The sequence below is a fragment of the Bacillus sp. CZDM1 genome (genome assembly GCF_055502545.1).
The window spans coordinates 17,274-40,790 of record NZ_JBUESO010000022.1 but is presented as its reverse complement, the minus strand read 5'-3'; the positions used below and the strand labels follow the sequence as shown (position 1 = coordinate 40,790).

The 23,517-nt window shown below is 37.2% G+C and carries 29 protein-coding genes; 11 read left to right on the top strand and 18 right to left on the bottom strand.

What is annotated here, in order from left to right:
- Positions 1-151: 151 nt before the first annotated feature.
- On the bottom strand, positions 152-421 hold the full coding sequence (locus ACY3XC_RS27055) for a YggT family protein (RefSeq protein ID WP_179160338.1): 270 nt from the start codon (positions 419-421) through the stop codon (positions 152-154).
- Positions 422-772: 351 nt separating this feature from the next.
- Between ACY3XC_RS27055 and ACY3XC_RS27050 the strand changes: the two genes are divergently transcribed.
- Genes ACY3XC_RS27050 through ACY3XC_RS27040 form a run of 3 tightly spaced genes read left to right on the top strand, consistent with a single transcriptional unit; the run spans position 773 to position 4,319 of the window.
- Positions 773-1,522 carry a DeoR/GlpR family DNA-binding transcription regulator gene (locus tag ACY3XC_RS27050; RefSeq protein ID WP_464871324.1) on the top strand — a complete coding sequence of 250 codons (750 nt, stop codon included), beginning with the start codon at positions 773-775 and terminating at the stop codon, positions 1,520-1,522.
- Positions 1,519-2,445: a 1-phosphofructokinase gene (gene pfkB / locus ACY3XC_RS27045; RefSeq protein WP_464871323.1), complete on the top strand. Its 927-nt coding sequence runs from the start codon at positions 1,519-1,521 to the stop codon at positions 2,443-2,445. The genes ACY3XC_RS27050 and pfkB overlap by 4 nt, the downstream gene beginning before the upstream one ends.
- Positions 2,446-2,447: 2 nt before the next feature.
- Positions 2,448-4,319 carry a PTS fructose transporter subunit IIABC gene (locus tag ACY3XC_RS27040; RefSeq protein WP_464871322.1) on the top strand — a complete coding sequence of 624 codons (1,872 nt, stop codon included), beginning with the start codon at positions 2,448-2,450 and terminating at the stop codon, positions 4,317-4,319.
- A gap of 48 nt (positions 4,320-4,367) precedes the next feature.
- Here the strand turns inward: ACY3XC_RS27040 and ACY3XC_RS27035 are convergent, their stop codons facing one another.
- Positions 4,368-5,186 (bottom strand): HAD family hydrolase, encoded by an 819-nt coding sequence (locus tag ACY3XC_RS27035; RefSeq protein WP_464871321.1) that lies wholly within the window; start codon positions 5,184-5,186, stop codon positions 4,368-4,370.
- Between the two features lie 97 nt (positions 5,187-5,283).
- Complete coding sequence (locus ACY3XC_RS27030) at positions 5,284-5,727, bottom strand: hypothetical protein (RefSeq protein ID WP_464871320.1); 444 nt, start codon at positions 5,725-5,727, stop codon at positions 5,284-5,286.
- Between the two features lie 180 nt (positions 5,728-5,907).
- Here ACY3XC_RS27030 and ACY3XC_RS27025 point away from each other — a divergent pair, with 180 nt between their 5' ends.
- Positions 5,908-7,725 carry a dihydroorotate dehydrogenase gene (locus ACY3XC_RS27025; protein ID WP_464871319.1) on the top strand — a complete coding sequence of 606 codons (1,818 nt, stop codon included), beginning with the start codon at positions 5,908-5,910 and terminating at the stop codon, positions 7,723-7,725.
- A 304-nt stretch (positions 7,726-8,029) separates the two neighbouring features.
- Here the strand turns inward: ACY3XC_RS27025 and ACY3XC_RS27020 are convergent, their stop codons facing one another.
- Entirely contained in the window at positions 8,030-8,218 is a 189-nt protein-coding gene (locus ACY3XC_RS27020) for a hypothetical protein (RefSeq protein WP_095248951.1), read from the bottom strand.
- Positions 8,219-8,355: 137 nt separating this feature from the next.
- On the opposite strand from ACY3XC_RS27020, the gene ACY3XC_RS27015 reads away from it, so the two are divergent.
- On the top strand, positions 8,356-8,562 hold the full coding sequence (locus ACY3XC_RS27015; RefSeq protein WP_179160232.1) for a zinc ribbon domain-containing protein: 207 nt from the start codon (positions 8,356-8,358) through the stop codon (positions 8,560-8,562).
- A 25-nt stretch (positions 8,563-8,587) separates the two neighbouring features.
- Positions 8,588-8,857 carry a DUF3949 domain-containing protein gene (locus ACY3XC_RS27010; protein WP_464871318.1) on the top strand — a complete coding sequence of 90 codons (270 nt, stop codon included), beginning with the start codon at positions 8,588-8,590 and terminating at the stop codon, positions 8,855-8,857.
- A 265-nt stretch (positions 8,858-9,122) separates the two neighbouring features.
- Here ACY3XC_RS27010 and ACY3XC_RS27005 read toward each other — a convergent pair whose 3' ends face one another.
- From ACY3XC_RS27005 to ACY3XC_RS26985, 5 genes are all read right to left on the bottom strand, one after another.
- Positions 9,123-9,524 (bottom strand): hypothetical protein, encoded by a 402-nt coding sequence (locus ACY3XC_RS27005; protein WP_464871317.1) that lies wholly within the window; start codon positions 9,522-9,524, stop codon positions 9,123-9,125.
- Between the two features lie 3 nt (positions 9,525-9,527).
- Entirely contained in the window at positions 9,528-10,925 is a 1,398-nt protein-coding gene (locus tag ACY3XC_RS27000; RefSeq protein WP_464871316.1) for a sensor histidine kinase, read from the bottom strand.
- Positions 10,922-11,593: a response regulator transcription factor gene (locus ACY3XC_RS26995; protein ID WP_464871315.1), complete on the bottom strand. Its 672-nt coding sequence runs from the start codon at positions 11,591-11,593 to the stop codon at positions 10,922-10,924. The genes ACY3XC_RS27000 and ACY3XC_RS26995 overlap by 4 nt, the downstream gene beginning before the upstream one ends.
- A gap of 90 nt (positions 11,594-11,683) precedes the next feature.
- Positions 11,684-11,929, bottom strand: coding sequence for a hypothetical protein (locus ACY3XC_RS26990; protein WP_464871314.1), 246 nt, complete (start codon positions 11,927-11,929; stop codon positions 11,684-11,686).
- Positions 11,930-12,222: 293 nt separating this feature from the next.
- On the bottom strand, positions 12,223-12,630 hold the full coding sequence (locus ACY3XC_RS26985) for an NUDIX hydrolase (RefSeq protein WP_464871313.1): 408 nt from the start codon (positions 12,628-12,630) through the stop codon (positions 12,223-12,225).
- Between the two features lie 87 nt (positions 12,631-12,717).
- Between ACY3XC_RS26985 and ACY3XC_RS26980 the strand changes: the two genes are divergently transcribed.
- The 4 genes from ACY3XC_RS26980 to ACY3XC_RS26965 all read left to right on the top strand — a co-directional run bounded on the left by ACY3XC_RS26980 (position 12,718) and on the right by ACY3XC_RS26965 (position 15,780).
- The gene (locus tag ACY3XC_RS26980) at positions 12,718-12,867 is read left to right on the top strand and encodes a hypothetical protein (RefSeq protein ID WP_464871312.1); all 150 of its coding nucleotides are present in this window, start codon (positions 12,718-12,720) and stop codon (positions 12,865-12,867) included.
- 189 nt (positions 12,868-13,056) lie between these two features.
- The gene (locus ACY3XC_RS26975; RefSeq protein WP_179160240.1) at positions 13,057-14,310 is read left to right on the top strand and encodes a dicarboxylate/amino acid:cation symporter; all 1,254 of its coding nucleotides are present in this window, start codon (positions 13,057-13,059) and stop codon (positions 14,308-14,310) included.
- Positions 14,311-14,585: 275 nt separating this feature from the next.
- Positions 14,586-15,218, top strand: a complete 633-nt coding sequence (locus ACY3XC_RS26970) for a chromate transporter (RefSeq protein ID WP_464871310.1) — start codon at positions 14,586-14,588, stop codon at positions 15,216-15,218.
- Between the two features lie 19 nt (positions 15,219-15,237).
- Complete coding sequence (locus tag ACY3XC_RS26965) at positions 15,238-15,780, top strand: chromate transporter (RefSeq protein ID WP_464871309.1); 543 nt, start codon at positions 15,238-15,240, stop codon at positions 15,778-15,780.
- Positions 15,781-16,043: 263 nt separating this feature from the next.
- Here ACY3XC_RS26965 and ACY3XC_RS26960 read toward each other — a convergent pair whose 3' ends face one another.
- From ACY3XC_RS26960 to dcuS, 4 genes are all read right to left on the bottom strand, one after another.
- Positions 16,044-16,607 carry a CBO0543 family protein gene (locus tag ACY3XC_RS26960; protein WP_464871308.1) on the bottom strand — a complete coding sequence of 188 codons (564 nt, stop codon included), beginning with the start codon at positions 16,605-16,607 and terminating at the stop codon, positions 16,044-16,046.
- 161 nt (positions 16,608-16,768) lie between these two features.
- Positions 16,769-17,029, bottom strand: coding sequence for a hypothetical protein (locus ACY3XC_RS26955; RefSeq protein ID WP_464871307.1), 261 nt, complete (start codon positions 17,027-17,029; stop codon positions 16,769-16,771).
- Positions 17,030-17,125: 96 nt separating this feature from the next.
- Positions 17,126-17,839, bottom strand: a complete 714-nt coding sequence (locus ACY3XC_RS26950; RefSeq protein WP_464871306.1) for a response regulator — start codon at positions 17,837-17,839, stop codon at positions 17,126-17,128.
- Positions 17,832-19,442 (bottom strand): DcuS/MalK family sensor histidine kinase, encoded by a 1,611-nt coding sequence (gene dcuS, locus ACY3XC_RS26945; protein WP_464871305.1) that lies wholly within the window; start codon positions 19,440-19,442, stop codon positions 17,832-17,834. The genes ACY3XC_RS26950 and dcuS overlap by 8 nt, the downstream gene beginning before the upstream one ends.
- Before the next feature lie 230 nt (positions 19,443-19,672).
- Between dcuS and ACY3XC_RS26940 the strand changes: the two genes are divergently transcribed.
- Positions 19,673-20,179, top strand: a complete 507-nt coding sequence (locus ACY3XC_RS26940) for a DUF2269 family protein (protein ID WP_464871304.1) — start codon at positions 19,673-19,675, stop codon at positions 20,177-20,179.
- 138 nt (positions 20,180-20,317) lie between these two features.
- Here ACY3XC_RS26940 and ACY3XC_RS26935 read toward each other — a convergent pair whose 3' ends face one another.
- The 5 genes from ACY3XC_RS26935 to ACY3XC_RS26915 all read right to left on the bottom strand — a co-directional run bounded on the left by ACY3XC_RS26935 (position 20,318) and on the right by ACY3XC_RS26915 (position 23,456).
- A complete protein-coding gene (locus ACY3XC_RS26935; protein ID WP_464871303.1) occupies positions 20,318-21,211 on the bottom strand; it encodes a hypothetical protein in 894 nt (297 codons plus the stop codon).
- Positions 21,212-21,349: 138 nt separating this feature from the next.
- Positions 21,350-21,865, bottom strand: coding sequence for a TetR/AcrR family transcriptional regulator (locus ACY3XC_RS26930; RefSeq protein WP_464871302.1), 516 nt, complete (start codon positions 21,863-21,865; stop codon positions 21,350-21,352).
- 127 nt (positions 21,866-21,992) lie between these two features.
- The gene (locus ACY3XC_RS26925; RefSeq protein ID WP_464871301.1) at positions 21,993-22,445 is read right to left on the bottom strand and encodes an SRPBCC family protein; all 453 of its coding nucleotides are present in this window, start codon (positions 22,443-22,445) and stop codon (positions 21,993-21,995) included.
- Complete coding sequence (locus tag ACY3XC_RS26920; protein WP_464871348.1) at positions 22,442-22,777, bottom strand: MerR family transcriptional regulator; 336 nt, start codon at positions 22,775-22,777, stop codon at positions 22,442-22,444. Before ACY3XC_RS26920 ends, ACY3XC_RS26925 begins: the two co-directional genes overlap by 4 nt.
- Positions 22,778-22,847: 70 nt before the next feature.
- Positions 22,848-23,456, bottom strand: coding sequence for an FMN-binding negative transcriptional regulator (locus ACY3XC_RS26915; RefSeq protein WP_464871300.1), 609 nt, complete (start codon positions 23,454-23,456; stop codon positions 22,848-22,850).
- Positions 23,457-23,517 lie beyond the last annotated feature (61 nt).

Sequence of the window (23,517 nt, the reverse complement as noted above, 5' to 3'; positions counted from 1 at the left end):
CCTTTTAATCATCCTATATCTAGAATAACTTAGACTACCAGATAAGTGATACTAACAGCATTACCTGATTGTTAGAAAAATTTCAGTATAGAAATAGGACTTTACCTACACCTAAATGTAAGTAAAGCCCTAACCTCCATTTCAAGATTAATTAAAAGGCACCTGCCATGATTAACAGCTGCTGTAGACCTGCGAGAGCAAATCGCCCGATAAAGCTGTAGGCCAAAATCGCAACGATTGGTGAAAAGTCAATCATACCTAAAGGCGGGATGAATTTTCTAAAGACAGACAAGTAAGGATTTACAATTCTGCCTATCAAGAGACCGACTTTGCTTGTTTGAAATTGCGGGAACCAAGATCCAAAAATATTAATCAAAATTAACCAATAATAAATATCATAGATATAATCTGCTACTATCATTATATTTGTGCCCAAATTTATTCTTCCTATCTATAAAAATTTTTTACACTACCTCTACTTGTACATATACGTATTATACTCAATAAGGTTTCAAATATATCTATATTTTTAACTAAAACTGTTTAATTTCAAAAATTTTCGTTAGAACCTTTGTATTATTAAACTATCAGAACTATTTTTATTTCATTTGGGAATAATATCTGTTACAGGGATGCTAAAAATAGCATCCTTTTTTATTTGGTGTTTTTTGACCGAAAAAGAATGTTTTTGAATTTTTACGATTGATTTTCACCGTTTTTAATTGTAGAATGAAATTAGAAAATAATGAAAGCGTTTTAGGAGGCGGTATCTATGTTAGAACCAGAACGCCATCAAATCATATTAGAAGCATTAAAAGTAAAGAATTCTGTTAAACTTCAGGAACTCGTTGAATTAACGAATTCCTCAGAGTCAACGATCCGAAGAGATCTTATACAGCTAGAAGAAGGTAAATTTCTCAAGCGAGTTCATGGTGGTGCTGCTAGGCTGCAAGGAAAGCTCCAGGAACCAAGTATGACGGAGAAATCCTCCAAAAACCTTCAAGCAAAACGTCAAATTGCTCAGTTTGCCGGAGGTTTAGTGGAAGAAGGTAATTGTATTTATTTGGATGCCGGTTCTACTATTTACGAAATGATTCCTTTTCTTCCAGACAATATTGTGGTTGTTACAAACGGACTATCACATGCAAATGAACTTTTAGAAAAAAACATAAAAACATTTTTAATAGGCGGTTATGCGAAGCCCACTACTAAAGCCTTAATTGGCCGAGGGGCATTAGATAGTCTGGGACATTACAGATTTGACAAGTGCTTTATGGGAGTGAACGGGATTCATTCGCAATTCGGTTATACAACTCCTGATCCTGAAGAAGCAATGGTCAAACAACTGGCGATTTCATTATCGAGTGAAGCCTTTGTAGTGGCGGATGAATCAAAGTTTTCGGAAGTCGCTTTTGCAAAAATCACCGATCTTCATCAGGCAACGATTATTACAAATGAGTTAGACCCTGATACGAAGGAGCAATATCACAGCAAGACAAAAATAAAGGTGGTTCCATCATGATCTATACAGTTACGTTAAACCCATCACTTGATTACATCGTAGAAGTTGATCAAGTAACGCTAGGTGAGTTAAATCGAACAAAAAATGAATCCAAATTCCCAGGCGGAAAAGGAATCAATGTCTCACAAGTATTAAAGAGATTAGATGTAGATAGTTACGCTCTCGGATTTTTAGGCGGTTTTACCGGTGACTATATTGAAGGCTTCTTAACCTCACATGGTATTCAAACTGGCTTTGTGAAAGTCGATGAAGATACGAGAATAAATGTAAAACTCAAGTCTGACAAAGAAACCGAAATAAATGCAAAAGGCCCCAACATTACAGAAGAAAACTTTGAATCCTTAAAAGGAAAAATTAGAGAACTAACAAGTGACGATGTTCTCGTTCTCGCTGGCAGTATTCCATCCACTATGCCGGAGAGTACGTATGAAGAGCTTGTAAAACTATGTAATGAAAATGGCACAAAATTTGTGGTCGATGCAGAAGGAGAATTACTGAAAAAAGTACTTCCCTTACATCCCTTCTTAATTAAACCAAATCATCATGAGCTTGGTGACTTATTCAATACCGTTATCAACTCATGCGAAGAGGTTATTCCTTACGGTAGAGAGCTTGTCAAACAAGGTGCGCAAAACGTGATTGTATCTCTTGCCGAAAAAGGAGCTGTCCTCATTAATAAGGACATAGCCTTAATCGCTACTAGCCCCAAAGGTGATGTAAAAAGCTCAGTGGGTGCTGGGGATTCCATGGTGGCCGGTTTTATCGCAGCCTATGAAAAAACAAAATCGATAGAAGAAGCTTTTCGTTTTAGTGTGGCAGCTGGCAGTGCGACTGCCTTTTCGATCGGATTATGTACACGCGAAAAAATGGAAGGCTTGCTCCCTCAAGTAAAAATAGAAAAGACAAACCAAAGAGGAGAATGACGATGAGGATTACAGAGCTATTAACCAAAGAAACCATCAACCTTTCATTAACTAGTTCAACAAAGACCGGCGCCATTGAAGAGTTAGTATCAGTTCTAGATCATGCAGGCAAGTTAAATGATCGCGCCGAATATAAAAAGGCCATTATGAAAAGAGAAGAACAAAGCACAACAGGTATTGGTGAGGGAATTGCGATCCCCCATGCAAAAACAAACGCTGTTAAACATGCAGCTATTGCGTTCGGGAGATCAAAAGCAGGTGTAAACTATGAATCTCTTGATGGTCAGCCCTCCCACCTCTTCTTTATGATTGCAGCTACAGAAGGGGCAAACAATACACATTTAGAGGCACTTTCTCGACTTTCAACCATTCTATTAAAAGATGAAGTACGCAAACAGCTTTTAGAAGCTAAAAATGCTGATGAAGTCTTAAACATTATTAATTCTCATGATCAAGAAGAAAAAGAAGAAGTACAATCCATGGCTGGCAAGAAACAGTTTATTGTTGCTGTAACGGCTTGTCCTACAGGGATTGCCCACACCTATATGTCTGCTGATTCGTTAAAAGCAAAAGCAGCAGAAATGGGTGTAGATATTAAGGTTGAAACAAACGGTTCCGGCGGTGCTAAAAATGTGCTAACAGCTGAAGAAATTGAAAATGCTGTTGCCGTTATAGTAGCTGCTGATACAAAGGTTGAAATGAACCGATTTAATGGCAAGCATGTCATTGAAACGGCTGTTGCCGATGGTATTCGTAAACCAAAGGAACTAATTGAAAGAGCTTTAAAGCAAGATGCTCCGATTTATAGCGGCAGTGGAAAATCCAATCAGGAAAGTGAACAAAATGGAAGAGGAGTCGGTTCCACTATTTATAAGCACTTAATGAACGGTGTTTCTAATATGCTTCCATTCGTTGTCGGAGGCGGTATCTTAATCGCCATCAGCTTTATGTTCGGGATTAATTCAGCAAATCCTGATGATCCAACCTATCATCCTATTGCTGAAGCATTAATGACCATTGGCGGTGGAAATGCCTTTGCGTTAATGGTTCCCATTTTAGCAGGATTTATTGCCATGAGCATTGCGGACCGCCCCGGTTTTGCAGCAGGTATGGTCGGCGGAATGCTGGCAACAAGCGGCGGTGCTGGATTCTTAGGCGGGCTTGTTGCAGGTTTCTTAGCAGGTTATTTAGTAGTAGGATTGAAAAAGCTTCTATCTGGCATGCCATCTTCTCTTGAAGGAATTAAAACCATCTTGTTATACCCTTTATTAGGGATTGCTTTAACCGGATTCATTATGTTATTTGTTGTAAACAAGCCTGTTGGTGCATTAAACACCGCTATTTCTGAGTGGTTATCTGGTTTAGGTACAGGAAATGCTGTTTTACTTGGAATTATTTTAGGATTAATGATGTCCTTTGATATGGGCGGTCCAGTTAACAAGGCAGCTTATGTGTTTGGTACTGGGTTATTAGCAAATGGTGTCTATGAACCCATGGCTGCCATTATGGCTGCAGGTATGGTTCCTCCATTAGGAATTGCGATTGCAACTACACTATTTAAGAAAAAGTTCAGCAAGCAAGACCAAGAAGCAGGTAAGGTGAACTATATTATGGGATTATCCTTTATTACTGAAGGAGCTATTCCATTTGCAGCGGCTGATCCGCTTCGTGTCATCCCTTCTGTTATGGCTGGTTCAGCAGTTGCAGGTGCTTTATCAATGATGTTCAGTATTGGACTTCGTGCCCCGCATGGTGGATTATTCGTTATTCCACTCGTTGACGGAAGCTGGATCATGTATTTAGTTGCTGTTGTGATGGGTGCAATTGTTTCTGCATTATTAATGGGATTCTTGAAAAAGCCCGTAAACATTTAAAAAACGAAAAGCCCAATTTCCTTTATCAGTTGGAAATTGGGCTTTTTATTATTTTACGGCGCTTTCTAGATGAAGATTTAATAAATGACGAACTGCATGAGCAAATCCATCTTCGTCATTTGATTTTGTAATAATGTCTGCTTTATTTTGAACATTTAGTGGAGCATTGGCCATCGCAACAGAAGTAGTTGCTACCTCGAACATGGCAAGGTCATTCCCGCCATCACCAAAAGCAATAATCTCTTCGAAATCAAGATTCATCATTGTCTGGTATCGCAATAATGCTTTTCCTTTATGTGCTTCGTTAGAAGTGATTTCTACATTATTGGGGAATGAAGAAGCCATTGAAATATCAAACTTCCCCTCAAGCGCCTTCTTAACCACTTCGACTTTTTCTAATTCATCATGATGGGTTAAAGCGATTAATTTATAGATTTTCAACTGATCTTTTTCAAGAACTTCATCATAGTTGAATTCCTTAAAAATAGTATTGAGTTCTTCTTTACTTTTTTTATGGAGCGGCGGTAAGGTGGATGGAAAGCCTCCATAATTGGTATAGACTAAAATGCCAACACCTAATTCCTTTAAGATTGGAAACAGTTCTTTGTATGTTTCAATGGAAATAGTTGCCTCATACAAAAGCTCTTTCACTGCCGAGAATAATACAGATCCATTGACACAAAAAATAGGAATCTCTAAATTTTGTAATGCTTCTATTTTTATGACATCTGCATAAGCGCGGCCCGTGTTCAAAATAACAGCATGACCTTTCCCACGCAATTCATTGATGGTTTGAAGGTTAGCTTCAGATATATCATGTTCAGAATTTAATAGCGTACCGTCTAAATCAATCGAGAAACATTTCATATAGTAGTCCTCCTATCTATCTCAAAGACTACTATATCAGATATTCGACGATTAAAAAAAGTTTAATTTTGGAAGGTACATGAAGACTCAGGGGACATTAGTTTGTGGAATGTCCCTGAGTATTTTCATTTTTTCTTTCCTTTAATATATCTTGAATGATTTCCATATGAAAAGCAGCCCAAGCTTTTTCGCGAAAATGGATTATCACACTAATCCCTAACATAAGCAGATAGACGATACAAAAGCCTGCCCAAAGCCAGGAGCCATCTTTGAATAGGTAGGAAGCTAATTGCTTCGAAAACAGCAGTAACAACCAAGGAGCAGAAGATACCAAGATTGGAATCATGCCTGAACCGTTATATTCTTTTATCATTCGGTAATGGATTAATTGCAGTGTATCACTATCTAGAGACAGATATAGAGTTTGAATCTCTTCAATTTCTTTAAATTCCTTTGTTTCCCTGATGATTTCGCCATTATGTATTGTCTTTTTCAATCGCAGAAAAACTTTATGGGCATCCCCTTTTAAAGAAAAAATCACCCGCACATCCCCTCCCTATCTTTAGGGTTTCCTAGAGGTCTATTCTTTTATTACTAATTTTTTGAAATACTGGATTCAATATTACCACTTGAGTTTTCGTAATTTTACAAAATCTACACCACTTGTTATTATTATCCACGATAGGAACTTTACAAATGATTAAAATAGAAGGTGTTGTGTATGCCGGATTGGTCTTATCATCCTTTAAAAAGACTTTTACTAGATAAATTACGGCCGAAAACGAGCCGAGAGTTTATTCATAACTCCATGAGCACCATTGCCTCCCTTCCTGGCGGCCGGAAACTTATTGGATTTTTAGGACATATGCAGCCCCCACAGGAATTTCAAAAAGAATGGAACGATACTACATTTCCGTCTCCTATTGGATTAAGCGGCCATATCGACCCTAATTTGTCAGGTATTAACGCCTTCCAAGAGTTAGGCTTTGGATTTGTAGAAATTGGACCCATCGTGCTAAATGAACCTAAAGCACGAATAGAACCCAGAATGGATAATGGCACTATTCTGTTTTCTGAGCATCAAGAGAAGGTTCCACTCAAACTAGTGATAAAAAAATTAACAAGCCTAAACATTCAAATCCCTATATTCGCTAAGATTGATGAACAAGTTAACAAAAATGAATGGGATATAATTATTCAGCATTTAACACCTTTTGTAGACGCTTTTATCGTAACAGATGAACAAGTGAGTGCATGTCTAGATAAAGGGGAGCGCAATTTTTATGTTTCAATTTCAACTGAGGAAATGAACAAAGAAATTGGAAAGTTTAAAGAGCATCCATGTATTAGTGGAATCGTCATAACCTCTCCTCGCCGAACCATGGACAGCTGCTGGCATGAAGCTGCTAATGCCAATGAATGCCTAGCCAAAACAATTAAACAGGTTAAAGACCTGCACCCTGAGCTAATCGTCATAACCTCCGGCGGGGTGGAGACACCAAATCAAGCTTGTACTTTGGTTCGTGCAGGTGCAGATTTGTTGATACTAACAGAAGGCTATGTAAAAGCTGGTCCAGGGTTACCAAAGCGGATTCATGAACGATTATTATATGAAGAATCTCGGCCTCTTAAAAAACCAAACTGGTATTGGTCATTTTTGTTTGGTCTATCCATCCTAATTGGAGGAATCATTGCCTTATATTTTGCATTCACAAGTATTATCCTCCCTTATGATGAAACCTTCATCGGTTTGACAAGGACAGAAATTTTACAGGTAAATCCACTCATCTTATCCTTTATGTCACATGATAGAATGGCGCTAGCTGGAACCATGATATCGGGAGGAATATTGTATATCCAGCTTGCTCGTCATGGAATTAAAAATGACATGCATTGGGCTAAAGTTGCTTTTCATAGTGCAGCAATCATAGGATTTATTGGGATTATTCTTTCAATCGGTTACGGTTACTTTGATTGGCTGCATGGTTTATTTTGGCTTATCTTATTGCCGATCTATTTTTTTAGCTTTAAGGAAGGTAAAAAAGTGGCAGGTTCCCCTTTTTCTAGTCATGGAAGTAATGATAGAGCATGGCAATACGGGCTTTATGGACAGCTCATGTTTATTATCATCGGATTTTTGATAGTGGCAGGCGGTATAGTGATTTCTACAATCGGTGTATCTAAGGTTTTCGTTTCAACTGACTTAAACTTCCTTTGTATGACACCTGAAATGTTAGAAAGTATTAGTAACAATTTAATTCCCGTTATCGCACATGACCGAGCAGGGTTTGGCAGTGCCCTTGTAAGTGTTGGTTTGCTTATTCTAATGCTTTCCTTGTGGGGTTTTAGAAAAGGGGAACGATGGATTTGGAATACCCTTGCAATTGGAGCTTTACCTGCGTTTATCGCTGGGATTGGAACGCATTTATATATTGGATATACAGATTTTATTCATTTACTTCCCGTTTACTTTTTAGTCATTTTATATTTGTTAGGATTAGGATTGTCTTATCCTTTTTTAAAAAAGAAGCTTCGTTAAATTTCATTTGTTGATTATTAGTAAAACGGTATAAAAGGTCGATGAAAGACAAATCTGGAGAGTCCCCAATGAGATTTGTCCTTCATAAGCATGATGAAAGACAAATCTAGAGAGTCCTCAATGAGATTTGTCCTTCATAAGCGGGATGAACAACTAATCAGAAGATTACTCTTTGAGTTTAGTACTACATAAGGATTTCAGTGAGATAAATCAACGTCTGTCTTTAACAGAGGCAAAAAAGAAATAATAAAGCCGTATCGACAACTCGATACGGCTTTATTTAGGTAATAGTCAGAAAGAGTGATTATTCCCCTTCATTGACGATAATTTTATAACCCTCTTGTTGCGGTCCATCTTCGTAAACTTCTCTTGAAACGATGTAATAGGTTTCTTCCTTTTCGTCAGTGATCACCATTTCACTTGGGCTCTTATCGACGGCCGCAGCATCTAAGCTGAAGTAGCCCATACCCAACATTGAAATATCAAATGGCATGTTCATCCCTCTTTTCTAGTTTTATTGCATTTTACCTTTTTTCATGTAAGGGAACAAGCTAAAATGTGGGATTATATGAAACATTTTGAAATCCAATACGTAAATAAGTGGAAAGGTTTATAACTGGAGGGATAATAATGAGCGAAAAAGGTTGTATAAAATGCGGTTCTAGAGATGCCGGACAAAAGGAAGTTGCCATGACTGGAACGGGATTATCAAAAATATTCGATCTTCAGCACAACACGTTTATCGTTATTTTCTGTAAAAAATGCGGGTATTCCGAATTCTATAATAAGAAATCATCCACTTCATCCAATATTCTTGATTTATTTTTCGGGGGCTAAGGTATAAGGAAAGGGGAAATTTTAGATGAGTGAAATATTATTGATATTTGTAGCTGGATACATTCTATTATCTTTAATATTAGTACCTTTTCAATATCGATATATAGAGCAAATGGCAAAGAGGCGCATAGTGAATGAGAAAAAGGGCAAGAGTCAAGGTGAAATGATGGAGGATATGGAATTTGAGGAACAATTATTGCACGCGAATGTGCAGGGGAACATGCTATTCATTCTCGCTAATATTATAGCTACGATAGTATATAAGGTAAAACATCGGAAAAAAGCGGAAAGATAACTACCATGTAGAAAAACGGTTCCACTTGTAAAGGGTTCCATTTTGGGGTGCTTTCTAAAAATTCAATCCAAATTGACATCTGTTTTGGTATAACAATTAGCATATAAAAAAGCAAAACTCACCACATAGATGTGGCGAGTCCTGCTCGATTATTATCCAACTTCTTCTTATATGATCTTGAACTTTAAAATGTTATATCATCTGTATCAGCTAAAGATAGTCCTATCAAGGAATGCACCCTATTGCCGAGTTATTACTTGAAATTTTAATTTTTATTTTCCTGTTTATTAATGAGAAAAGTGATTGGCACGAATAATAAAAAAGCAAGTAAAAGTAAGCTTCCGCCTACAATAAAGAACACCATTAAAAAGGTCTCATTAAGATTGAATGGATTTAGATTGTACATCCACATTCCTACGGTCAAACCCAAAGCCCCCACCATTCCTAGTATACTGTGAATGGGTACAAGTTTTTTGTATTTAATCGTATATACCTTATAAAATATCCCCCAGGCAAATACAGACAGCCATCCTACTAATAGAATATGAGCATGAATGGGTCTCAATGAATAATCCATATTTCCTGACATATGTGAGCCAAGAAAAGTACCGATTATACCGAATATTGCCGAGAATCGAATTAGCCGTATACTCCAAGTTTGTTCCATTATTTATTCCTCCAATTTTTTCTTCATAATAGGAAGTATAATTGTGAAGGTTGTCCCCTTTGCATCTTTGCTATCAACCTTTACTTCTCCTCCATGCAAGTCAATGATTTGTTTAACGATCGATAAACCAAGTCCAGTACCGTCACTTTTTCTAGATGAATCTACACGATAAAAACGGTCGAAAATTTGGGTGACGGCTTCCTTGGACATTCCGATCCCTGTATCTCTAACAATGATAGTTAGAAAGGATTCGTTTCTAGATAAGCTAATCCAAATACTGCCTCCATGTGTATTATACTTTATCGCGTTTGTTATCAAGTTGTCCCAGACGTTGCTCATAAGTTCCGCATCAACCTTCATCCGAACAGATGGCAGTTTATAAGAAACTTCAATTTCCTTCTCCTGCAGCCGCCATTGATACCTGCGGATAGTTTGTTTAATTTGTTCATCCAATTGGACCTCCGATATCATCATCGGATAAGCTTTCTGGTCAAGGGATGTTAATAGCAATAACTGCTTTGTTAGAATCGAAAGCCGCTTTGATTCATGATCAATAACCTGTAAGTATTCTCTGAATTCACGATCATTTACTTTTTGTGACAATAGAAGTTCTGCATAGCCTTGAATATTCATTAGTGGTGACTGAAAGTCATGTGACACATTATTGATGAAGGATTTTCGGGCTTCGTCATTATGTTGTAACTGCTTCTGCATGGTGTTAAAGCTTTCTACTAATTGTCCAATCTCATCATTACGATCATTTGTTAACGGATAATGAAAATTCTCCCGTGTAATCTCTTTGGTCGCTTCCGTTAACTTTGTAATCGGCTGGATAAGATGCTTCGCAAACAGGATTACCCCGCTGATACTGACAACAGTAACCGCTACAAAAAACCATGCTAGAATCATATGAATATCGGAAAAGAGTAGTTTATTATTTGGACGCAGGAACAAGCCGTATTGTTCCCCACTCATTGTGAATGGAATACCTACCGTATTCTCTACATCATTTGAGAAGTGTCCCATCATTAAAAACTTATGGGAAAAGTGGTTCATACCATGGTAGATTTCTTTTTTCGAAAGAACCTTCTTGGCTTCTGTCGGTAGATCCGTTTTGCTAAAAGGCATGCCAAAATAAGCTTCTTCCCCGGATTCGTTTACTACATATATCTGATATCCAAGATTTCCAATCGATTCCAAGAAAAGCTCAAAGGATGAACGATCAGAATGCATATTCTCAAGGTTTAGTGTAACATTTTGTGCAATCTCTACATTATGCTGATCAATCTTTTGTTTTGTAGATGTCATGTAAATAAAATTTGCTAGTATCATTCCAATCGTGACGCTTATCGTTAGGATCAATAGCGTTGCAACAATGAATTTCCGATATAAAGTTCTCATTTCGTTACCTCTAGCTTATAACCGATTCCTCGAACCGTTTGAATTTCCACCGTTGCATCGTATTTTTTTAAACGTTCTCGGATTCTGTTGATATGAGTATTTAGCGTTTGTTCTCCCCCTTCATAATCAACTCCCCATCCTTGTTCAACTAGGACGGATCTAGGGGTAATCTTATTTACACGTGATGCTAATAAACTTAATAGTTCAAATTCCTTTAATGGCGGAAGGACGGTTTCTTGATTGATCATTAATTCAAAGTTTTTCCGATCTATCATGAGATTTCCAACTTTTATGACCGTTTCCATGGCACGTTCGACACGTCGTAAAACAACAGCAACACGGAATAGGAGTTCCTTCACCTCAAATGGCTTAACGATATAGTCCTCTGAACCAGATAAGAAGCCTCGTTCCTTATCATCGATTTGTCCTTTGGCCGTAAGTAGAATAACGGGGATAGAAAAGTCGTTTGATAGGATCTTTGTCAATTCAAATCCATTCATCCCGGGCATCATGACATCGACAATCGCTAAATCAACTGTTTTTTCTTCCAACAAGTCTAATGCTTCTTCGGCATGATTCGCTCTATATACTTGATATCCTTCTCGGCTTAAGTGGATTGATACAAGCTGTTGAATATAGACATCATCATCGACAACAAGAATCTTCATAATACAAACCTCCTAAAAAATAGAATACAATGGAAGCCCAATGTATTCTATTTTATTGTCTATTTATTATGCGATGCTTGCTTGTCTTTTTCAAATAACAGTATCAAAGCCGGCAGGAGCATCCCGCGAACTAGGAACGTATCCCTTATCTGCAATCTTATTCCCTATCTCTGACGCCTTGTCATTGATTTTGGAAAACTCACTATTGCCAAGTCCCTGCTCTAATTCCATCGGAACAATCATCGTTGAACCATCTTCAGAGATAAAGCCTGTTTTGGTCCCGCACTTAATCCTACCATCAGGACGAGCCAAGCGATAATCGTAATCCACATCCACGTTTAGTTGAGACCCAATCTGTAATGGGAACTAACAGTTTTCTCAAAATGTAAACCTCCTTTGATATCTTTCAATTATGATCTTACTAATGGAATATAAATTTAATATCAACTTTTGTTTACATTTGTCGAGAAACGGATATTAGTTTAACAATAAATCCCACAAAAAAATGCGTTAATCCTTCCTGGATCAACGCACAGTTAGTTAAACTATATATTGTGACTTACTGATTCGAACCCCAAAATTTTGCATTTAATCAGGAAGTTCATCAGAAGCCACTTCGTTTTATGTATTTAAAAACCAATGTAAAAGGGATGATGTTTCTCATCTAAGCAATATTCAATTCTTTGCCTAAAGTTATTCCAGGTGACCATTTCTAAAGCTTCTTCTAGTTTGTAGAAACCTACTTCTAGGCTCTCCGGACTGGTTGTTAATTCCCCACCGATGGGTTTTCCTAAAAATAAGGTATTACAAATCGAATTCTCGATATTTTGAAAGATTCCACAAAACTTAATAACTTCTATATCTATTCCAGACTCTTCCTTTGTTTCCCTGATCACAGCATCCGTCAAGGATTCCCCTTCTTCCACCTGACCGCCAGGCATTTCCCATCCTCTAAGTGGTCCTTTAATCAGTAATAGTTCATTCTTTTCATTTAATACAATGGCCGCAGCTGAAACAATGTGTTTTGGTGTCACCATTATTTTCCACCCCCCTCTGTCTCTATATTATACTTCTTGAATTTGTCTTTTGCATTTCAACCATACTATTACTTGGAGGTGTATAAAATGCCAAAAAATAATCCTATTGAATATACTGGGAAAGTTCTTAATGAAAGGAATCAACTTACTGGTCCAGATGATTCAGGCAAGGCGTCCTATCCAGAACGACCGAACAATGTTTCAATTCAAGATTCAAACAGTAAAAAGCGACAATAAGATTCAAGCTGGGCTGCCAATCGATTTTGGCAGCTTTTATATTTTTTCATTTAAAATACCTCACTTACTTTAATTACAAAACGATTTATAAAGTAATATAAACTATTTTATATGTTCACAAAATTGTAATATATTAATAATTCAACAAATTGAAATCGTTTTCAAAAAACTTAATTAGGAGGCGTGGATATGAAAATTAATTTTAAGAGTCTCACTACCCAGGTTATTCTGGGGATTTTTCTTGGTATTTTGGTAGGTTTTGTTTTTCCTGAAATTGGCTCACAGCTAAAGGTGATTGCAGATGTTTTTATAAAACTAGTAAAAATGGTCATTGCTCCAATTATTTTCCTTACAATCGTCATTGGCATCGCAGGTATGGGGGATTTAAAGAAAGTTGGTAAAATCGGCGGGAAGGCATTACTCTATTTTGAAATCGTCTCCACCATCGCTCTTGCCATCGGAATTATTGTGGCCAATGTTTTTAAAGCAGGAAAAGGGATTGATGCAGAAGCAGGAAAAGGAGATATCTCGCAGTACACCGAAAAAGCGGCTGAAACTAGTCATGGGTTTATGGATTTCATCTTATCGATCATTCCTGATAGCTTCATCGGTGCCTTTGCTAATGGTGAACTTTTACCTGTACTTCTCCTAGCAATTTTATTCGGAGTTTCATTAGCTCATTTAGGTAAAAAAGGAAAACCAATTATCGAGTTTTTTGAAAAAACAGCTGATGTGTTTTTCGGAATTGTTAATATCATTATGAAAGTTTCTCCATTCGCAGCATTTGGCGCTATGGCTTACACAATCGGAGAATTTGGAATTGGATCATTATTGTATCTTGGAAAATTAATGGGCTCCGTTTATCTTACAATGGCTCTATTCATTATCTTGGTTCTCGGTGGAATTGCTAAAATGTTCGGCTTTAGCATTTTCAAATTCATTGCCTATATAAAAGAAGAAATCCTTTTAGTGGTTGGAACTTCATCCTCTGAGGCGGCGTTGCCAAAAATGATGGAAAAGCTTGAAAACTACGGCTGTTCAAAGCCTGTCGTCGGGTTAGTTCTTCCAACAGGATATTCCTTTAACCTTGATGGAACGTCCATTTATCTTTCGATGGCGGCATTGTTCATCGCACAGGCATACGGAGTGGATCTAAGTATTTGGCAGCAAATCACCCTGCTTGCGGTACTGATGTTGACCTCAAAAGGTGCGGCAGGCGTCACAGGATCAGGATTTGTTACACTAGCAGCGACTCTAGCCGTTTTCCCTTCCATCCCTGTCGAAGGAATGGCACTAATTCTTGGGGTTGACCGATTCATGTCAGAAGCACGTGCCATCACAAACCTCATCGGAAACGGAGTAGCAACCGTCGTCATCTCCAAAACAGAAGGCGAATTCAACCCCGTGCACCAAGTACCAGACAAAAAACAAATCACAGCCTAAACAAAAAAAATGTGAGCCCCACCGGCTCACATTTTTTTATTCCCTCCTCCCCTTCCTTCTCCCCTCTTATTCACTGTCCGCCTGAGGTGGACACTGTCCACGAGCGGTGCCTGTCACCAAATAATATTTCACCTAATTATGTCACTAAATTTCTATAATTTACATATCTTGCTATTTACCCACAGACTCTATTTTGATACCTTTATTATATTGTTAGATTCATAGGTTGAAGGGGGCTTTGTTCTCTTTAGATCTTATGGGAAGAAGGATTTATTATGAAGGTGAAGTTCCAATGGAAGTTGTTGTTTCAAATTTTTTGGTCGTTTTTTAAGATTAGTCCTGTTACGTTTGGCGGGGGTTTTGCGATGATCCCTTTCATCATAAAAGAAATAGTGGAAAAGCGAAAATGGTTATCTCATGAAGACATTACCGATGTGATAGCTTTATCTCAAACCGTTCCAGGTGCGGTTGCGGTGAATTCAGCCACGTTTATTGGTCACAGAATTAGCGGGATAAGAGGAGCACTAGCTGCGATGATTGGCGTTTCCCTGCCTACCTTTTTAATTGTTCTATCTTTAGGCATTTCTTATTTTTTCGTTCAAGATAATCCAAAGCTAGAAGCCGCATTTGTTTCCATAAGAGCGACAAATGTAGCCATCATAGTCTATGCAGCTATTAAAATTGCTAAAACTGCGATTTTCGATAAGACCACTTTCTTTATTATGGCTTTCGGTGTCCCGGTACTGTTTTTCATCCATCCTATAGTTGCCATTTTTCTAGGTGCAATTACGGGGTTAGTGGTTGTAAAAATCAAAGAGAAGTTAGGCTACACGATAGACTTGCATAAGAATAATAAGAAAGTGGATCCATCCACTGACCCTGACTATTTCATGGGTGCGGGCATTTAAGAGCGAGGAGGTGCTTAGAATGATCTTGTGGGAACTGTTTCACACATTTTTTATTATGGGATTTGTCTCATTTGGAGGAGGCTATGCCATGATACCTATCATTGAGACAGCTGTTACGGACTACGGATGGATGACTGCGGAACGGTTGACGAATATGATTGCGATTGCTGGAATGTCTCCAGGTCCGGTCGCTGTAAATAGTGCCATTTTAGTAGGATATTCTGCTGCAGGAATCAAGGGGGCTCTCGTCTCTGCGATGGCCATTTTGCTGCCCTCGCTGATCTTAGTCATTCTTGTTGCTGCTCTATTTACCAAACTCCATCATAATCCAGTGGTTGAAAAGATTTTCTATGGTTTAAAGCCTCTCGTAACGAGTTTAATTATCTTTGCTGCTCTTAAATTTGCGCTGGCTAATAACCTGATTACCATAAATATCTCATTCCGTTCAATAAGCTTAGCCATCATCTTTGGGCTCTCTCTGTTTGCCTTATTGAAACTCCGTTGGAATCCTGTCTATGTAATCGTACTTTCTGGGTTGGTAGGGATAGCCCTCTATTCTTAAAAAATCTCTATCATGAAAAACAGGTGGCTTAGCCTAACGGGTTCTGGGAAAATAATAGGTTATTTCGCACACAAAAAACACCGCAATTAACACGGTGTTTTTGTGTATATATAAATTTTTCTTGGTTTTATTAAAGCACCCCGTTTGTTTATTTTAATACTTCACAATCAACACCATTAATTTGATAAAATGAATTATGCAAATTTCAAAAATTTTTATTTAAGTATATTTTAGGAAACGCCTCTGTGGCTGAAGTAAATTAATTAGGAAATCGGTTCAAAATTTTTAACTTTACTTATTCTATTAGCTAATAAGTAAAGGATGAAATATATAGGGATGGAATAAAGAATATTCCAATCCTTTATAATGTAAAAACCTAGCCATAAAAAAAGTGGTTCGCCTATGAATGTACTTACACTTGCAAAAATCAATCCTTTTAGGATAGGAGAACTTTTAGGTTTAAATTGAATCAAGGTCATAACAAAAACAGGAAGTAGAATCCAATCCCAAGGTACATACGAAGGGATTGAAGGAATTACTTTTCCTGTATAGTACCACTTTCCGTATTGCACTCCTAAGAAATCTAACCATGAAGAAATAATAAAAACAAACATTCCTGTAAATAAAAGACGGCTTGAGCTTTCTTTTTTGCGAATTTTAATCCAAAAAATTATTGGTATAATAGTAAAAAATAAAGATAACCAAAAATCCCAATGAAACAACGTATGATCAAGCCAATATTTTAAGTAGTCCTCATTAGCTTTCGAGACTTCATTATAAAATTCACCGACTTTTTTTATTTTCTCTTTTGTTTGCAATGTTTTCATTTTAATCTTTCCTTGTACTTTTTTTTTAGTATTCGAAGAACATAGGAAAGATATTCCCTCTTAAACTAACCTGCTTCATTAGCTGCATAAGAAAAAAGCGTCTCAGTCTTGAAGAAATGCCCCTATCCTATTCATGTTTAACAGCAAGCTAGAATATACCATTACTCCGTAGGTGCTTGTTCAAATGTTTCTAGTAGTTTTTTGATTTCTTCTACCGAACATCCTTGGCTAGACACCTCATAAATAACCCCGTTTACTTTTGTAGAAAATAGATTATTATACGGAGCATGTCCATTATTAAGACTGTATTGAACCCATTTCATACCATTGGAAATAAATTCTCCGACTTTGTGGTTGGGGTCATACTGAAAATCACCATTGTAATCAGGATGGTTCCCATCTAAATCTTCAAATACATGCATTTATCCTTCTATAAATAAACTGCTCCGGGCACTTATGCAGCTGCGATGCACTGGATGCAAAATCAAAACAGAACCCGTTAAGCTGAGCCGCTATTTTTAAAGATACATATTTACTTGACTAAGCTTATCCTTCTTCAAAGTGTAATAATAAACCGGTCTGCCAATCCCATAGGTTAATGATTCTTCGAGGACACCGAGATGGGTTAAATATTTCAAGTACTTTCGGACTGATACTCTTGATATATAGGTACTTTCTGCAATATCATCGGTCGAAAAAAGGGCGCCTTCTTTTGATTTAATCACATGTATGATATTCTGCAGCGTACTACTGGTTAAACCCTTTGGCAAATCATTGATTGTTTCCCCAGCCGGCCTCTGCTCCGAATGAAGTATTCGATCATCTAATTCTTCCTGGTTAAAAACTTGTTTTTTTTCAAAGAAGGCGTATTTATCTTTATATTTCACCAAGGCCTGGTTAAACCTTTCAAACTCAAATGGTTTAATCAAATAATCGACTACGCCCATCCTTAGTGCAGTTTGTATTTTTTCTGTGTCTGCTGCAGCGGTAATGAGAATAATATCGATTGCCATTTTTTGTTCCCTAATAAAATGAAGCAGTTCAAGACCATTCGCCCCTGGCATATAGACATCCAGTAAAATGAGGTTAACTTGTTCCTTGTTTAAAAACTCCCTTGCATCCTTTACGTTATGGACAATGCCAGACAAACTAAATCCATTCATTTCTTTCAGATACCGCTTATTAAACTCCGCAACCATCGGATCATCTTCGACTATTAGAACCTTAATCATGATTCCCCCCCTTTGCCTCATATGGAATTCGTATATGAATCACTGTTCCTAGTAATGACTTAGAATCAATTGTCCATTCCCCGCCTAAGTTTTCAATACTTTTTGTAACAAGATATAGACCATAGCCACGATTTTCCCCTTTTGTGGAATAACCTTTTTCAAGAACGTTCTTTTGAATCTCATCAGGAATTCCTGGTCCCGAATCCAAAACTTCCATTGTTAATAATTTATCCGAATAATGAAGCGTAACTTCAAGTGTTTTATCGCTGGAATCAGCCATCGCTTCAATCGCATTATCAATTAAATTACCAAGAATGGTGATTAACTCATGGGCAATCCTAGGGTTCGCCGGCTCAGGAATCACAGTATTTACCTCAATGATAAACTCCACATTTTCTTCCCTGGTATAGCTTAATTTTCCCATCAGAAATCCGGCTAGAGCAGGGTCTTTAATATGTTGAGTGATGTTTCCTAATTCTTGATTTTGGTGGCCGACTAAAGTGCGAATAAAATCAGATAGTTCATCGTAATACCTCATTTGGACCATTCCAAGAATAACATGCAGGCGATTCATAAACTCATGAGACTGCGCACGGAGTGCTTCCGCATAGGTTTTCACGCCTGTTAATTGCTCCGCTAATTGCTTGACATCGCTCTTATCCCTGAAGGTTGAAATCGCACCAACCACCTCGCCATTTACAACTAATGGAGCTCGATTAACGAGGATGGAAACACCGTTAATCGTTTGTTCTTCATCTAGTTCTGGTTTACCTGTCTCAAGAACCTGATTAAGTTTGGTTGATGGCAAATATTCGTGGATTTTCTTCCCAATCAGATCTTCAGATAGCCCTGCCTTTTGAAAAATTTGTCGTGCTGATTGATTGACCAGTGTAATGGTTTGTTCTTTATCAACGGCAATGATTCCCTCGCGTACGGATTGAAGCATCGTACTCCGCTCTTCAAAAATCTTGGCAATGGCAAAGGGTTCAAGTCCGAATAGGATTCTTTTAATATACCTCGCTAGTAAAATCGCACCAATGATCCCAATAAATAAGCCTAATACCGTAACAGTAAGAATACTTCGATGACTTCTGCCGAGAGCTTCCTCTACACTTGTTAGGGATATGCCGACAGCAGCCACACCTATCTGTTCACCAGTCTTGTTATAGATAGGTGTAAAGGCACGCAAAGATTCGCCTAATGTCCCCCGGGAGCTTGATACATATTCTTTTCCCTTAAGTGCTTCCTTCTCATCCCCGCCGACAAAGTGCTTGCCAATTTGTTTTGGATTCGGATGCGATTGCCGTATTCCGTTCATATCCATGACAACGATAAACATCATATCAGTGGCAGATTGAATTTCCTTTGTATATTCTTGAATCTCATTTGCCTTCTGGTCGTCCTCCAAGGCGTCTATAATAATCTGAGAGGCTGCAACAGATCTCGAAACCATCCTCGCTTTCTCGTCTTGATGTTTTCTAATATTTTCACTGACTGTATTGCTTATTAATAAATCTGTAATCATTAAAGACACAAGTACTACTAAACAAACAAAGAATATGATGATTGTACTTAACTTAAACTTAAAACGTTGAGTTTGCATCGTAAAACCTCCGCAATTGGACCATTCAGCTTGCTCTATCTACTATTGTAACAATATTTTCACTGTAGATTAATTATTTTTAAGATAAGACCACAGAAGTAGAGAGAATTAAGGCTGTGGTTCATTATAAGATTATTTTCTCCCTATTATAATGAATAGTGCATGAAGCGGTATGGCACATTTCGATAAGGAAACTATTTTAAACAATGGGCAGCTTGGGGGTTTGAAAAATGAAGAAAATAGGACCTAAAGGTATGAAGTGGCTGAAGATTATCCACGTTTTTCTAGTAGTATTATTTTTCGGAGGAATTTTAAGTTCTTTGGCTTTAAATCTTCATATTGATTTCACAAAATATGATGAGTCCTATCTTGGCTATAAAAACATTATCATCATTAGCGATAATATTGTCAGATGGGGCGCGATTGGAACTTTATTAGTGGGTTTCACTTACGGATTTTTTACCAGCTGGGGGTTTTTCAAGCATAGATGGGTTGGTGTGAAATTTGTTCTATATATGATTCAAACAATCGTTGGAATTTTTGTTGTGGACGAATTAATGGTAGCTAATATGGAATTATTAGAAACTCAAAAGGAAATGGCCTTAAGTAATCCAATCTTTATTCAAAATCACGAGATTAGACAATATGCGGTCTACTTTCAAGTTCTTGTTACAATTTTCATATTTATTATTTCGTTTTTAAAACCTTGGAAGAAGAAAAAACTTCATTCAAAATAAAATACTTTATCAATCCAATGAAGGACAAAACCCTGTAGGAATACAGGAGAAATGTCCTTCATAAAGCCAATAGCGAACAGTGCCTGTCACTGTTCGCTAATGACCATGAGCTCTCTGCTATTTTGCATTTCGGTCACTCTAGCACCTCTGTGTAACTGTAATCTCTTCTCTTTTTTTGATACGAAGCATACATGCACCTACTATTGTTCCGAACCAGATAATAAATAATAGGCATGCAATAATTGGTAATGGTGTTAAAACAAAAACTGAGTGCCCCAATGCAGTTTGGATGCCTATCATAACAATCATCAGCAGCCAAGCAATGCAGCCAGCATGAATCAATCTTTGTTTTAAGCTTACATTTATCACAGCCTTTTCCAAAATCCAAGCAGGCAGAATCAATGTTTGCAGTGCATGAAATCCAATTCCATGTAGAATAATTATATTTCCAGTCACTCCTGTTAGCCGGTCCTGAAGAAGAATCATCCATAGACCAGCAAGATTCGCTGCTAGGACCGAGATAAATGCATATCGAATCCCCATTATTAACAAGGGGTGTTGAGAAGACTTTTTCATTCGAAAGAAATGGACTGTAAGTACTACCGCCAAGATTACTAATACTAGTGAAACAACTCCAAATAGGATTCCCGCAGCCATATCAACAACTGTTCCTTCACGAGAAAATCTCGGACTTATTCCTCTAAAGTTTTGAACCGTCTCTATGGTATAAGAATATAAGCTTGTAATAATAAATAACCACCGCACCGCTTTCCTTTTGGCAGTATTCAGTCTAGTTAAGGGCAGAATGGCAGCGATTGATAATATATAAATTCCGATAGCTGCATTAAAAGAAAAGGCATCCTTCACGTTTCCTTCAGGTAAAATAATCGAACCTCGAAAAAATATATAAATGGCAATTCCTGCCGAAAGTATAAATCCGATTATACCTGTGATAACTAGAGCCCTTTCTCCTTCAAAAAGTTTAACAGTTGGGCCATTTTCAATTCGACTAGCTTTCAATAACTTCAACATAAAATATCCCTGCTTTCTAATGTAATTTATTTATTTATCAATCAATAAATCGCTATTCAAAAAAAATAATCCGCATTTCATTTATTTATTAGTCAATAAATAAAACTTTTAAAAAAAGAGAGCCATAAAGCTCCTTTTTTAACAATGATCTTTTCCATGGGTTAATTGGGGTAAATTCAATACTTCAGCTAGAGTAATTAATAAACCAGTACCAATAAAATGGGCCGCTGTTTCCTTTGCATTTGGAATACCTGCATTTTCAAATTTCGAGGTTAAGGATTCGAAAATGGTAAGAAATAATTGACTGACATGTTCTCGAATTCCCGGTTCAGAAATGGCATGTGCCTGCATAACCATCAATACTTCATCACGATGGGTTTGGATAATTTGTTCAAAAGCATGCCCCATGGTTTCGATTAATTGATCGGCAGGTGCATGAACTTCAGCAAAAGTGTCATAGATGCGGCCAAATGCCCGGTCAATAACCGCCTTAAATAGTTCTTCTTTGTTTTCAAAAAAGTGAAACACATAAGGCTGTGTTACTCCAGCTGCCTTTGCAACCATTGCAGTGGTTGCTTTATAATACCCCCTTTCGGCAAAGACTCCTACAGCGTTTTCTATTATGATTTCTTTTTTATCTTCTCGGACTGCCACGTTTGCTCCAACCCTTTTTAGTTAATTTATTTATCAATAAATAAATAGTATTCAAATCTAAGGTATTTGTCAATCTCAAATGAACATAAAAATAAAGCGAACAGTGCCTGTCACTGTTCGCCATTCACTAAACTTTTAGCGCTTCCTGTTCAACCTTTTGCAGGAATTCCTGCACCACCTTATTGTTGCTTTTCTCGCTGCCGAGCTTCAACATGGCCCTTCCAACGAAATTAACTCCCTCGTTTTGTCCCTCATAAATAAATTTCGTTTGATTATCATTGATTTTAAGTAAGGTAAAACTTAGAGAAATCTTAAAAGCCTTACCTAAAACAAAACTTATTTGCTTATGCTTTTTATCTGGTTGATCTTCAAACGCTAATGTTTCTACAATATAAGTTTCTACACGCTTGCCTTCTCGGTATTTTTGCTCGTGCTTTGCCCCCACTTCTACTTCCGTTTTTTCAATAAGGGTATGTTCCTCGACCTTAGGCATTATTTTCTTAATATTTTCATCAAAAAATAATCGCCACACTTTTTCAATATTGGACTCTATTACCGTTTCTTCTTTCCACTGGATCATTCCTGTTCCTCCCTCCCAGACGCAATAAAATCATCAATTTCTTCAACCTGAAGACGAAGGTCTTCGATTTGCATCTTGATATTATCTCTTTTTTGTAATAATAAATCCTCTAAATGTGCGAAGGATTCATCTTCCATCACTGAATTCATTTCCTGTATTGTAAAACCAAATCTTCTTAGTTTTACTAAGAGAATCGCCAAAAAGTAGCTTACATCATCATAATAACGGTAATTATTTTCTGGGTTAATGTAGGCAGGTTCCAGCAACTTTACCTCTGAATAATATCGTAACGTTTCTTTACCTAACCCGGTCATCTTCGAAAAATCACTAATCTTGTACAGATATCTCCCTCCCCAGCTAAATAATAAACTGTGTGGTGCACCACACAGTCAACCATTACTTTTATTCAATATTTTTCTTCATAAGTTGTGCTATATGTATATCATTTTGATCTGCACTATTTTCTAATTGCTTAATGATTAACTCTTGTCTAGCTTCCGGATGATTTTGACTTAGTTTGGCTTTCCCCTCTATTTTGTTTATATTGATTTTAAAACCCACAATACCTTTACCCATGCCCTTAATATAATTTTCATCAACATTTTCTAAATGATAGGAACTATCTGGCCTTTCATATTTTTTTACCATGTCTGACAAACCCTCAAATAATTCCTGCTCATCCTCGCCAATCTCCAACTGTCCATAAACATGAATAGCAACATAATTCCAAGTTGGTACTGCTTGATTGGTCTCGTACCAGGATGGTGAAATATAGCAATGGGGACCTTGAAAGATAACGAGCACTTCCTGATTAGAGATATCCTTCCACTGCTCGTTTGGCCGGGCAAAATGTCCATACAAAAAACCTTTTTCTTTATTCAAAAGCAGTGGCAGATGAGTAGCGTACGGTTCACCATTATGCTGAGAAAACAATATAGCAAAGCTATTTTTTTCAATAAAGTCGTACATTACTTCATCATTATCCATTTTAAATTGTTTAGGTATATACATATCTTTCATCTCCACTCTAAAGGTATTTGAATTATTTCTCTTTCGGCTAATCAAAACCCTT

Coding starts and splice junctions, on each gene's coding strand:
- ACY3XC_RS26995 (WP_464871315.1), bottom strand. CDS start 11,593: ATGAAGATTCTTGTTGTCGATGATGATGTCTATATTCAACAGCTTGTA.
- ACY3XC_RS27055 (WP_179160338.1), bottom strand. CDS start 421: ATGATAGTAGCAGATTATATCTATGATATTTATTATTGGTTAATTTTG.
- dcuS (WP_464871305.1), bottom strand. CDS start 19,442: ATGCAAACTCAACGTTTTAAGTTTAAGTTAAGTACAATCATCATATTC.
- pfkB (WP_464871323.1), top strand. CDS start 1,519: ATGATCTATACAGTTACGTTAAACCCATCACTTGATTACATCGTAGAA.
- ACY3XC_RS26935 (WP_464871303.1), bottom strand. CDS start 21,211: ATGTTGAAGTTATTGAAAGCTAGTCGAATTGAAAATGGCCCAACTGTT.
- ACY3XC_RS27025 (WP_464871319.1), top strand. CDS start 5,908: ATGCCGGATTGGTCTTATCATCCTTTAAAAAGACTTTTACTAGATAAA.
- ACY3XC_RS26960 (WP_464871308.1), bottom strand. CDS start 16,607: ATGAAAACATTGCAAACAAAAGAGAAAATAAAAAAAGTCGGTGAATTT.
- ACY3XC_RS26975 (WP_179160240.1), top strand. CDS start 13,057: ATGAAAATTAATTTTAAGAGTCTCACTACCCAGGTTATTCTGGGGATT.
- ACY3XC_RS26915 (WP_464871300.1), bottom strand. CDS start 23,456: ATGTATATACCTAAACAATTTAAAATGGATAATGATGAAGTAATGTAC.
- ACY3XC_RS26940 (WP_464871304.1), top strand. CDS start 19,673: ATGAAGAAAATAGGACCTAAAGGTATGAAGTGGCTGAAGATTATCCAC.
- ACY3XC_RS26950 (WP_464871306.1), bottom strand. CDS start 17,839: ATGATTAAGGTTCTAATAGTCGAAGATGATCCGATGGTTGCGGAGTTT.
- ACY3XC_RS27015 (WP_179160232.1), top strand. CDS start 8,356: ATGAGCGAAAAAGGTTGTATAAAATGCGGTTCTAGAGATGCCGGACAA.
- ACY3XC_RS27035 (WP_464871321.1), bottom strand. CDS start 5,186: ATGAAATGTTTCTCGATTGATTTAGACGGTACGCTATTAAATTCTGAA.
- ACY3XC_RS26985 (WP_464871313.1), bottom strand. CDS start 12,630: ATGGTGACACCAAAACACATTGTTTCAGCTGCGGCCATTGTATTAAAT.
- ACY3XC_RS27050 (WP_464871324.1), top strand. CDS start 773: ATGTTAGAACCAGAACGCCATCAAATCATATTAGAAGCATTAAAAGTA.
- ACY3XC_RS26965 (WP_464871309.1), top strand. CDS start 15,238: ATGATCTTGTGGGAACTGTTTCACACATTTTTTATTATGGGATTTGTC.
- ACY3XC_RS27040 (WP_464871322.1), top strand. CDS start 2,448: ATGAGGATTACAGAGCTATTAACCAAAGAAACCATCAACCTTTCATTA.
- ACY3XC_RS27020 (WP_095248951.1), bottom strand. CDS start 8,218: ATGCCATTTGATATTTCAATGTTGGGTATGGGCTACTTCAGCTTAGAT.
- ACY3XC_RS27005 (WP_464871317.1), bottom strand. CDS start 9,524: ATGGAACAAACTTGGAGTATACGGCTAATTCGATTCTCGGCAATATTC.
- ACY3XC_RS27010 (WP_464871318.1), top strand. CDS start 8,588: ATGAGTGAAATATTATTGATATTTGTAGCTGGATACATTCTATTATCT.
- ACY3XC_RS26980 (WP_464871312.1), top strand. CDS start 12,718: ATGCCAAAAAATAATCCTATTGAATATACTGGGAAAGTTCTTAATGAA.
- ACY3XC_RS27000 (WP_464871316.1), bottom strand. CDS start 10,925: ATGAGAACTTTATATCGGAAATTCATTGTTGCAACGCTATTGATCCTA.
- ACY3XC_RS26970 (WP_464871310.1), top strand. CDS start 14,586: ATGAAGGTGAAGTTCCAATGGAAGTTGTTGTTTCAAATTTTTTGGTCG.
- ACY3XC_RS26925 (WP_464871301.1), bottom strand. CDS start 22,445: ATGATCCAGTGGAAAGAAGAAACGGTAATAGAGTCCAATATTGAAAAA.
- ACY3XC_RS26955 (WP_464871307.1), bottom strand. CDS start 17,029: ATGCATGTATTTGAAGATTTAGATGGGAACCATCCTGATTACAATGGT.